Annotated in this window: 10 protein-coding genes; 5 read left to right on the top strand and 5 right to left on the bottom strand. The window is 69.6% G+C overall.

Annotation, left to right across the window (positions count from 1 at the left end):
* Window positions 1–106: 106 nt before the first annotated feature.
* Entirely contained in the window at window positions 107–922 is an 816-nt protein-coding gene (gene mutM / locus QZ588_RS06165; protein WP_295540911.1) for a bifunctional DNA-formamidopyrimidine glycosylase/DNA-(apurinic or apyrimidinic site) lyase, read from the bottom strand.
* A 394-nt stretch (window positions 923–1,316) separates the two neighbouring features.
* Here mutM and QZ588_RS06160 point away from each other — a divergent pair, with 394 nt between their 5' ends.
* Complete coding sequence (locus QZ588_RS06160; RefSeq protein WP_295540909.1) at window positions 1,317–3,296, top strand: hydantoinase/oxoprolinase family protein; 1,980 nt, start codon at window positions 1,317–1,319, stop codon at window positions 3,294–3,296.
* Between the two features lie 134 nt (window positions 3,297–3,430).
* Window positions 3,431–4,624, top strand: a complete 1,194-nt coding sequence (locus QZ588_RS06155; protein ID WP_295540908.1) for a fatty acid desaturase — start codon at window positions 3,431–3,433, stop codon at window positions 4,622–4,624.
* A gap of 212 nt (window positions 4,625–4,836) precedes the next feature.
* Here the strand turns inward: QZ588_RS06155 and rpmG are convergent, their stop codons facing one another.
* The 3 genes from rpmG to radC form a co-directional block, all read right to left on the bottom strand.
* Window positions 4,837–5,004, bottom strand: coding sequence for a 50S ribosomal protein L33 (gene rpmG, locus QZ588_RS06150; protein ID WP_058555420.1), 168 nt, complete (start codon window positions 5,002–5,004; stop codon window positions 4,837–4,839).
* A 99-nt stretch (window positions 5,005–5,103) separates the two neighbouring features.
* Window positions 5,104–5,340, bottom strand: coding sequence for a 50S ribosomal protein L28 (rpmB, locus tag QZ588_RS06145; protein WP_295540905.1), 237 nt, complete (start codon window positions 5,338–5,340; stop codon window positions 5,104–5,106).
* A gap of 236 nt (window positions 5,341–5,576) precedes the next feature.
* Window positions 5,577–6,251: a DNA repair protein RadC gene (gene radC, locus QZ588_RS06140; protein ID WP_295540903.1), complete on the bottom strand. Its 675-nt coding sequence runs from the start codon at window positions 6,249–6,251 to the stop codon at window positions 5,577–5,579.
* A 199-nt stretch (window positions 6,252–6,450) separates the two neighbouring features.
* Between radC and coaBC the strand changes: the two genes are divergently transcribed.
* The 3 genes from coaBC (at window position 6,451) to argB (ending at window position 9,204) form a co-directional block, all read left to right on the top strand.
* Window positions 6,451–7,668: a bifunctional phosphopantothenoylcysteine decarboxylase/phosphopantothenate--cysteine ligase CoaBC gene (gene coaBC, locus QZ588_RS06135; protein WP_295540915.1), complete on the top strand. Its 1,218-nt coding sequence runs from the start codon at window positions 6,451–6,453 to the stop codon at window positions 7,666–7,668.
* A complete protein-coding gene (dut, locus tag QZ588_RS06130; protein ID WP_295540901.1) occupies window positions 7,646–8,104 on the top strand; it encodes a dUTP diphosphatase in 459 nt (152 codons plus the stop codon). Before coaBC ends, dut begins: the two co-directional genes overlap by 23 nt.
* Window positions 8,105–8,307: 203 nt before the next feature.
* The gene (gene argB / locus QZ588_RS06125) at window positions 8,308–9,204 is read left to right on the top strand and encodes an acetylglutamate kinase (RefSeq protein ID WP_295540900.1); all 897 of its coding nucleotides are present in this window, start codon (window positions 8,308–8,310) and stop codon (window positions 9,202–9,204) included.
* Between the two features lie 78 nt (window positions 9,205–9,282).
* On the opposite strand, the gene pyrE is transcribed toward argB, so the two are convergent.
* Window positions 9,283–9,936, bottom strand: a complete 654-nt coding sequence (gene pyrE, locus QZ588_RS06120) for an orotate phosphoribosyltransferase (protein WP_366929535.1) — start codon at window positions 9,934–9,936, stop codon at window positions 9,283–9,285.
* Between the last annotated feature and the right edge of the window lie 115 nt (window positions 9,937–10,051).

Here is a 10,051-nt window from a genome sequence, read left to right as displayed (position 1 = left end):
CTCGACCGCAGGGATGCGGTCGTGAAGCCTACAGGGATGTATTCACGGCGTCCCCCGCCCGCCGCCACCCAGCCCGCGGTTGCTTGCCGCCGGCGCGCTCCGCGGCTCAGTGCTGGCAGCGCGGACAGTAGAAGCTCGAGCGCTGGCCGATGCGCTGCTGGCGCACCGGCTCGCCGCAGCCGGGGCAGGGCAAGCCCGCGCGCCCGTAGACCTTGAGCGCCTGCGCGAAGTAGCCCGGCGCGCCGTCCTCCTGCACGAAATCCCGCAGACTGGTGCCGCCCTGCGCGATGGCCGCCGCGAGCACCGTCTTGATGCTCGTCGCCAGGCGCTCGTGGCGGGCCAGCGCGATGCGCCCCGCCGGGCGATGGGGATGGATGCCGGCGCGATGCAGGGCCTCACTCGCGTAGATGTTGCCCACACCCACCACGACGTGGCTGTCCATGATGAAGTTCTTGACGGGCGCGCGGCTATCACGGCTCAACCGGAAGAGGTGGGCGCCGTCGAAGCCCGGCGACAAGGGCTCCGGGCCCAGGCGCGCCAGTAGGGGGTGCGCGGCGATGGGCGGCTCCGCCCAGTGCAGGCTGCCGAAGCGCCGCGGGTCCCGCAGCCGCAGGCAGCGGCCGTCGTCCAGTACCAGGTCGATGTGATCGTGTGCCCCGGCAGGCGTGGTGGCCGGCAGCACCCGCAGGCTGCCGGACATGCCCAGGTGCAGGATCAGTGCTCCCCGCGGCAGGTGCAGCAAGAGGTACTTGGCGCGGCGGCTGAGGGACTCGACGGGCTGGCCCGCCACGGCGGCGTCCACGGTCTCGGGCACCGGCCAGCGCAGCCGCCGCTGCCGCGCCACGAGGCGGACGATACGTCGGCCCCGCAGGTGCGGGGCGATGCCGCGCAGGCTGGTTTCGACTTCCGGCAGTTCTGGCATGTCAGCGCGCGACGCGCCCGCCGTGAGCCATTACCGCGGCGACTGGGCCTGTGCTGCGCCGGGCCGCGGTGAGGGGCGCGGCGGCGGCGGGTGATGCGCGGCGCGGGCCCGGGAACGGTCCGCTGGTGTCCGCCGCCGGCGCGGTGTGCTCCGGCGCCTGCGCGCGGATCGGGTGCCGTGTGGGGCGGCGGTTTCGGCGGCGGTGACGCGTGAGGGCGTGTACTCGTAGCAATGCATCCATGGCGGCGACCATAGCGCGGGCGTGGGCGCCTGCCAAGCGCGCGCCGGCACGCATCGGCGTTGGGTATGACCGCGGGCCGGTGTAACCTCGACGCTCGTCCAGCGGTGTCGTGCAGGCGCACCGGGGGCTCACCGCAGACAATGGGATTGACGCATGGCTTTGCTTGGCATCGACACCGGCGGCACCTTCACCGATTTCGTCCTCTGGCACGCCGGCGGGCTGCGCATCCACAAGGTGCCGTCGACCCCGGCGGTACCCGAGCAGGCGATCCTGCGCGGCGTGCAGGAACTGGGCCTGGCGCCGGCGGATCTCAGCATCGTGCACGGCTCCACCGTGGCCACCAATGCCGTCCTGGAAGGCAAAGGCGCACGCACGGCCTTTGTGACCAACCGCGGCTTTCGGGATCTGCTCAGCATCGGGCGTCAGGCCCGCGCGGCGCTCTATGATCTGCAGCCACCGCCGGCGACGCCGCCGGTGCCAGCGGCCCTGTGCCTGGAGACCGGCGGCCGTCTCGGCGCCGACGGCCGGCCCATCGAGGCGCTGACACCCCACGACCTCGACGCCCTGCGCGCGGCGCTGGCGGCGCTGGACGTGGAGGCGGTCGCGGTGAATCTGCTCTTCTCCTACCTCGACGCCAGCGCCGAGCGCGCCATCGCCCGCGCTTTGCCGCCCGGGCTGTTCGTCTCCCTGTCCTCTGCGGTGCTGCCGCTGATGGGGGAGTACGAGCGCGGCGTCGCCACCTGGCTCAACGCCCGCGTGGGCCCGGTGGTGAGCGGTTATCTGCGGCGGCTGCGTGCCGGGCTGCCGGGTGCGGGTGTGGCCGTGATGCAATCGAGTGGCGAAACCCTGACCGCCGACGCCGCCGGCGAGGCGGCGGTGCGGCTGCTCCTCTCGGGTCCCGCCGGCGGGCTCGCCGGTGCCGGCTTTGTGGCGGCCGCCGGGGGTTTCGGCCAGATGCTGACGTTCGACATGGGCGGCACCTCCACGGACGTGGCGCTGGTGGACGGCGCCCCGCGGCTGACGCTGGAAGGGCGCATCGGCGGCCTGCCGGTGGCGGTGCCCATGGTGGACATGCACACCATCGGCGCCGGCGGCGGCTCCATTGCGCGCCTCGACGCCGGCGGTGCCCTTCAGGTCGGCCCGGCCTCCGCCGGCGCCGAGCCCGGACCCGTCTGCTATGGTCGCGGCGGCCGCGAGCCCACCGTCACCGACGCCAACCTCGTCCTCGGGCGCCTGCGGGCGGACGCCTTCCTGGGCGGGCGCATGCCCCTGGACCTGGATGCGGCCCGCTCGACCCTGGCGGACCTCGGCCGGCAGTTGGGGCTGGTGGCCGCGTCCGAGCAGGCCCTGGCGGAGGCGGCGGCACGCGGCATCATCGATATCGTCAACGCGCACATGGCCCAGGCGCTGCGTGTGATCTCCGTGCAGCGGGGCATCGATCCCAGCGGCGGCTGGCTCTGCTGCTTCGGCGGTGCCGGCGGCCTGCATGTGTGCGCGCTGGCCCAGGCCCTCGGCATGCGCCGGGCGCTGGTGCCCGCGCGTGCCGGCGTGCTCTCGGCCCTCGGCATGCTCGCGGCCCCGCCCGGGCGGTTGCTGACGCGCGCCTGGCTCGGCCCGCTGGGCGGGCGCAGCGATACCGAGGTGAGCCGCGCGCTGGCGGCGCTCGCCGATCAGGGCCGGGCCGCGCTGGCGGCGGAGGGCATCGCCCCGCGCGACCTGCGGCGGGAGGATAGTCTGGACCTGCGTTATCGCGGACAGTTCTACACGCTGAATGTGCCCTGGACCGGGATCCAGCGCACCGTGGCGGCGTTTCAGGCGCTGCATGCCGCACGCTATGGCCACGCCCTGGCGTTGCCGGTGGAGTTGGTCAATCTCCGGGTACGCCTCACGGCGCCGCCGCGCGCCCCGGTGCTGCCGACCATGGATTGTGCAAGTGCAGGCGGGCATGCAGCCGCCGTCGTGCTGGCCGGCTGCCCGACGCCCGTGCCACTGCGCGGGCGGGCGACGCTCGCCATCGGCGAGCGGCTGGCCGGTCCGGCCGTCATCCTCGATGACGTTGCCACCACTTGGCTGGCGCCGGATTGGACGGCCGAGCGGGACGTGTTCGGCAACCTCCTGCTGCGGCAAGGCTGATCAGCGCGGCGCCTTGCTGGTGCAAGGAGGCCTGATTGGCTATAGTGGCATGCCGTATTCGTCTCCCGGATAACCGATAATGACAATCCGGGGAGACCATGAATTCACCTGTGGATTGCCCGAGGACTTGCTTGATGACGTACCAGGGGTTGCTGGACCTCCCGCCTTGGCAAACGGTGCTCGCCACGCTGGCGATGACACATCTCACCATCATTGCCGTGACGATCTACCTGCACCGTGCACAGGCCCACCGCGCGCTGCACCTGCATCCCGCCGTGGCCCACGTGTTCCGTTTTTGGCTGTGGCTGACCACGGGCATGGTGACCCGGCAGTGGGTGGCTGTGCATCGCAAGCACCACGCCCATTGCGAGACCGCGCAGGATCCGCACAGCCCGCAGGTGCTGGGGCTGAAAACCGTCTTCTGGCGCGGCGCCGAGCTTTACATGGCCGCGGGCAGGAACGCCGATGACATGGTCCGATATGGCCATGGCACGCCCGACGACTGGCTGGAGCGCAATGTCTACAGCCGTTTCAGTTGGCACGGCGTCGGCCTCATGCTGGTGCTGGATCTGCTGCTCTTCGGCGTTTACGGGCTCACCGTGTGGGCCGTGCAGATGCTATGGATTCCGATACTCGCCGCAGGCGTCGTCAACGGTGTCGGCCACTATTGGGGGTATCGCAATTTCGAGACCACGGATGCTGCCACCAATATTCTGCCCTGGGGCGTGCTCATCGGCGGCGAAGAGCTGCACAACAACCACCACGCGTTTCCGTCGTCGGCGCGGTTGTCCATGCGACGCTGGGAACTGGACGTCGGCTGGCTGTATATCCGCAGCCTGAGCGCACTGCGGCTTGCGCGGGTCAAGCGCGTGGCGCCTGCGCCGCGGTTCATCGAGGGTAAGTGCACCATCGATCTGGATACGCTGCGGGCTTTGCTGGTGGGCCGCATGCACGTCGTCAGACGCTTCAGTCTGGATGTGCTGCGACCGGTGACGCGCGAGGCGCTGAGCAGCGACGCGCAGGACGCCTGCGGCATTTCCCCGCGACGCGCCGCACGCATGCTCGCGCGCACCTGGAGCCAGCTCGACGAGAGCAGCCGACGGCGGCTGGAGCAACTCCTTGCGCAGAGCCGGGAGCTCGCCGTGGTCTATCAGTTCAACGAGCGCCTGCATCAGATCTGGGAGCGCAATGCCCCCTCCCAGGAGGCGCTGCTGCAGCAGCTGCAGAATTGGTGCCATCAGGCGGAGACCACCGGCATTCACGCCCTGGAGCGCTTCTCGCGGCAGCTGCGCGGATTTGCCCTGGCGGGGATGCCCGCCGGACACTGATACGCCGGCGTCTGTGACGCCCTTGAGGGCGCACCGCTGACACCCGGTGTGGCGCAATGCGTGCGCCGGGGACTGGCTGATGCGGTGAGTGAGCGTCGTGCCGGGTCGACGCCGGGTATGGTCGATGCGCTCTTGTGGCCCTAAACGACAAAAGCCCGCGGCGGCGGGCTTTTGAAACGAGACACGGCGGCTTGGCGGCCGCGTGTGTGCGGCTATTTGATTTTGCCTTCCTTGTACATGACGTGCTTGCGAGCCACCGGGTCGAATTTCTTGATTTCCATCTTCCCCGGCTGATTGCGCTTGTTCTTGGTGGTGGTGTAGAAGTGACCGGTTCCGGCGCTCGAATTGAGGCGGATCTTCTCGCGTGCTGCCTTGGCCATGGGCGTTGAACCTCGTAACGCGCGTTGCTGGATGATAAACGGCGGGCGGATGCCGCGGTGCGGGGGCGGCGCCCCGGGCGTTGTTTGCGCCCCGGAGGCTTAGATCCGTTCGCCGCGGGCGCGCAGATCGCCGAGCACCGCATCGATGCCAAGCTTGTCGATGATGCGCATGCCTTTGGTGGAGACGCGCAGACGCACCCAGCGCTTCTCGCTCTCCACCCAAAAGCGATGGTAGTGCAGGTTCGGCAGAAAACGCCGGCGGGTTTTATTGTGCGCGTGGGAGACGTTGTTTCCGGTGACCGGGCGCTTGCCGGTCACCTGACAGACTTTGGACATGGCCCGAGGCTCCTGGGTTTGGGTCGCTTGCTTGAGTCGCTTGCTTGGGTCGCTTGTTTGGGTCGCCTGCTGGCCGCGGCAGCCGGCGCTGCGGCGTGCGGGCCTGGCGTCGTGCGGGGCGCAGGACAAGCGGGATCGATTAAGTATTCGGCCGCAAAGCCGGTCAGAATACCCCTCTCCGGCCATATCTTCAAGGGGTTGGGTACGCGTGGATGCCAGGTTCGTCGGGGCCGGCCTCACAGCAGTCCGCGCTCGGCAAAGGATGTGCCATCGCCCTCGCCGATGATGATGTGGTCGAGCACGCGCACGTCCACCAGCGCGAGTGCATCCTGTAGTCGCTGTGTGATACGCAAATCGGCCTGGCTCGGCTCGGCCACGCCCGAGGGATGGTTGTGGGCGAAGATCACGGCGGCGGCGTTCCAGCGCATGGCCTCGCGGACGACTTCCCGCGGGTGCACGCTCGCGCCATCGATGGTGCCGCGGAACAGCTCGCGGTATTCGATGACGCGATGGCGGTTGTCGAGGAACAGGCAGGCGAAGACCTCGTGCGGATGTACGCGCAGTTGACTCTTTAGATAATTGCGCACGGCTTCGGGGCTCGTGAGCACATCGCGCTCGGCGATTTCGTTGCGCAGGTAGCGCCGGCTCAGCTCGAGCGTCGCCTGCAGCTGTGCGTACTTGGCCGTGCCCAGGCCGTTGCCGGCGCAAAACGCGGTTTGGCTCGCAGACAACAGGCCCACGAGCCCGCCGAAGTCTGCGAGCAGATCCCGGGCGAGGTCGACGGCGCTGCGGCCCTGGACACCGGTGCGCAGGAAAATGGCCAGTAGCTCCGCGTCGTCGAGCGCTTCCGCGCCCCGGGACAGCAGCTTCTCCCGCGGCCGCTCTTGTTCCGGCCAATCACTGATCGACATCTGGGCATCTCCCCTGGCAGTGGCTGCTGATGGTGGCGATGGGGGCAGGTTAACCGACCGTACACGCGAAGCCAAGCAGCGATCTGCGAGTCGGGTCCTATGGGTGGAGGCTGGCTCGCGGTATGCCGCATCGGCGATGTCGACTGCGCTACAATCCCGGGCTGATCGAAAGCCGCGTTGTCCAGCCGCCTCAGCGAGCATCGTGTCCGAGCAAGGCTCTCCGAAGATTCTGTTGGGTGTGAGCGGCGGTATCGCCGCATACAAGACGCCGGAGCTGGTGCGGCGCCTGGTGGCGGGCGGTGCCGCGGTGCAGGTGGTCATGACGGCGGCGGCGGCATCCTTTGTGACGCCCCTGACCCTGCAGGCCGTCTCGGGGCGGCCGGTGCGCAGCGACTTACTGGCGCCCGAGGCCGAGGCCGGCATGGACCACATCGCCCTGGCGCGCTGGGCCGATGCGGTATTGCTGGCGCCGGCCACGGCCCATCTCATCGCGCGCCTGGCCCATGGCTTGGCCGATGATCTGCTCACCACCCTGGTCTTGGCGACGACAGCACCGGTCACCATCGCGCCGGCCATGAACCAGCAGATGTGGCTGCATCCGGCGACGCTGGCCAATGTGCATCGACTCGCGCAGCACGGCTGCCGCCTGCTCGGGCCCGCCAGCGGCGCGCAGGCCTGCGGTGACACGGGGCCGGGGCGGATGCTGGAGCCGGCGGACATTGCGGCGACGATGCTCGCAGGCGTGGTCGATACCGAGCGGGCGCTCGCGGGTGTTCCGGTCCTCTTGACGGCGGGGCCCACGCGCGAGGCCATCGATCCCGTGCGCTTCGTTGGCAATCGCAGCTCGGGCAAAATGGGCTATGCACTGGCGGCGGCGCTGGCCCGCGCCGGCGCCCGGGTGACGCTGATCTCGGGGCCGGTGCACTTGCCGTGCCCCGCCGGGGTCAGCCGGGTGTCGGTGGAAAGCGCCGCCGAGATGCACGCGGCGGTGATGGCGCGGGTGGCCGACTGCGCCCTGTTCATCGCCGCCGCGGCTGTGGCCGACTATCGCCCGGCGGCGCCGTGGCCGGCCAAGCTCAAGAAGGACGCCGATCACCTGACCCTCGCGCTCGTGCGCAACGCCGACATCCTCGCCGAGGTGGCGGCCCGCCCCGATAAGCCGTTCACCGTGGGATTTGCCGCCGAAACCGAGGCCATTGAGCGGCATGCGCGCGAGAAACTGGCGCGCAAGGGTCTCGACATGATCGCCGCCAATCGGGTCGGCGCCGCCGCCGGCGGGTTCGAGGCGGACGACAACGCCCTGACGGTCCTCTGGCCGGGCGGGGGCAAGTCGCTGGCCCTGATGCCGAAGCCCGCGCTGGCGACGGCACTCGTGGCACTGATTGCGGAACGCTATGCGACATCGGCTTCAAGTTAAGATTTTGGACCCTCGGCTCGGGCGGGACTTTCCGCTGCCGGCCTATGCCACCGAGGGCGCCGCGGGCATGGATTTGCGCGCGCTGCCACAGGCGCCGATCGAGCTCGCACCGGGTGCCGCAGAGCTGCTGCCCACGGGCCTGGCGGTGCACATCGCCGAGCCGGGGCTGGCGGCCATGATCCTGCCGCGCTCGGGCCTCGGGCACCGTCACGGCATCGTGCTGGGTAATCTGGTGGGGTTGATCGACGCGGACTATCAGGGGGAGCTGTTGATTTCCTGCTGGAACCGCGGCGATCATCCCTTTCGCATCGAGGTGGGCGAGCGCATCGCCCAGCTGGTGCTCGTGCCCGTGGTGCATGCCGAGCTGGAGGTGGTGGCGGATTTCGCCGAGTCGGCGCGCGGCAGCGGCGGTTTCGGTCACAGCGGGCGTCTTTAGCAGGTCCGCCATCGCCCCTGCATGTTTGGTTTTCGCGGGTTGGGCGGCGGCTGGCCCGCCCCGCGATCACGCAGCCGGGCCGGATGTTGCGCATCGATGCGGATCACCGGGCAATCGCACGAGCCCCAGAATCTGTGCCGACGCCTGTTGGCACGCGCGGCGCCGCGGCCCCATGTCGCCGTCTTCAACGAGGAATCCAAGTCATGTCCCTGCCGGAAGATCGCGCCCGCAATATCGCCCGGGTGCTCATCGAGGCCCTGCCGTACATCCGTCGCTTCGCCGGCAAGACCATGGTCATCAAGTACGGCGGCAACGCGATGGTGGAGCAGCGGCTCAAGGAGGGCTTTGCGCGCGATATCGTGCTGATGAAGCTCGTGGGGCTGAATCCGGTGCTGGTGCATGGCGGCGGCCCACAGATCGGCGAGGTCCTGGAGCGCCTCGGCAAGGCGAGCCGGTTCGTCGACGGCATGCGGGTCACCGACAGCGAGACCATGGACGTGGTGGAGATGGTCCTGGGCGGGCTGGTCAATAAAGAGATCGTCAATCTCATCAACCGGCACGGCGGTCACGCGGTGGGCCTGACGGGCAAGGACGGAGACCTGATTCGGGCGCGCAAGATGCTGCTGCGCCGTGATGCGCCCGAGCTGTCCGCGCCGGAGATCATCGACCTGGGCCATGTCGGCGAGGTGGAGAGTATCGACGTGGGCGTCGTCGATATGCTGGTGGGCGGGAATTTCATCCCGGTCATTGCGCCCATCGGCGTCGGCGCCGACGGCTTCTCGTACAACATCAATGCGGATCTCGTGGCCGGTAAGGTCGCCGAGGTGCTGGGCGCGGAGAAGCTGATCCTGCTCACCAACACCGCGGGCATCATCGACGCCGAGGGTGAGCTGATCCGCGAGCTGGAGCTGAGTCGCGTCGAGCGCCTGATCGGCGACGGTGTCATCGCCGGGGGCATGCTGCCCAAGGTGCGCTGCGCCCTGGAGGCGGTGAAGGCGGGGGTGCGCGCCGCTCACATTTTGGACGGGCGCGTCGAGCACGCGGTGCTGCTGGATCTGTTCACCGACGAGGGCGTCGGCACCAAGATCCGCCCGCGCTGAGGTGCACCTGGCTGGATCGCGGACGCTCGCCGCGAGCCGCGCGCGTCATCTGGGAGAGAAACCGTCGTGCGAAGACGCTCAGCCCGGGGCCGCCGTGCCGTAGCGCAGCCGATACTCGGCGAGGGCATCATGGAAGGCAGCCAGCTCGGCGTGCGAGTGCAGATGCTCCACCAGGTCGTGCAGGGTGACGATGCTCACCGTCGTCAAGCCGAAGGTCGCGGCGATCTCCGCGGTGGCCGACTGCTCGCCGGTGCCGCGCTCGCAGCGGTCGAGGGCGATCAGCACGCCGGCTGGCACGGCGCCCGCGGCCCGAATGATGTCCACGGACTCGCGCACGGAGGTGCCGGCTGTGATGACATCATCGACGATGAGCACGCGCCCGCCGAGGGCGCTGCCGACGATGCTGCCGCCCTCGCCGTGATCCTTGGCCTCCTTGCGGTTGAAGGCGAAGGGCAGGTCCCGGCCGTGGCGCTCGGCGAGGGCGATGGCGGTGCAGGCGGCCAGCGGTATGCCCTTGTAGGCGGGTCCGAAGAGCATGTCCACCGCCAGCCCCGAGCGCATCAGCGCCGCCGCGTAGTGCTCGCCGAGCCGGGCCAGCCCGCCGCCGGTGCTGAAGGCGCCCGCGTTGAAGAAGTAGGGGCTCTTGCGCCCGGACTTGAGGGTGAAGTCGCCGAACCGCAGGACGTCCGTCGCGATTGCGAGCTCCAGGAATTGGCGCTGATAGTCTTGCATGCGATGCGGTCTCGATGGTCTGTGGTGAGCGCAGCGGTTGACATTGCCCGTCGGCGGTCGCTGGCCCCTGGTGCGGCAGCGGCCGCGGCCGGCGGTGATGGTAACGCGCTGCGGG

Origin of the sequence: uncultured Thiohalocapsa sp., assembly GCF_913062725.1 — a bacterium.
Lineage (GTDB): Bacteria > Pseudomonadota > Gammaproteobacteria > Chromatiales > Chromatiaceae > Thiohalocapsa.
This window is presented reverse-complemented; position numbering and strand designations above follow the sequence as displayed.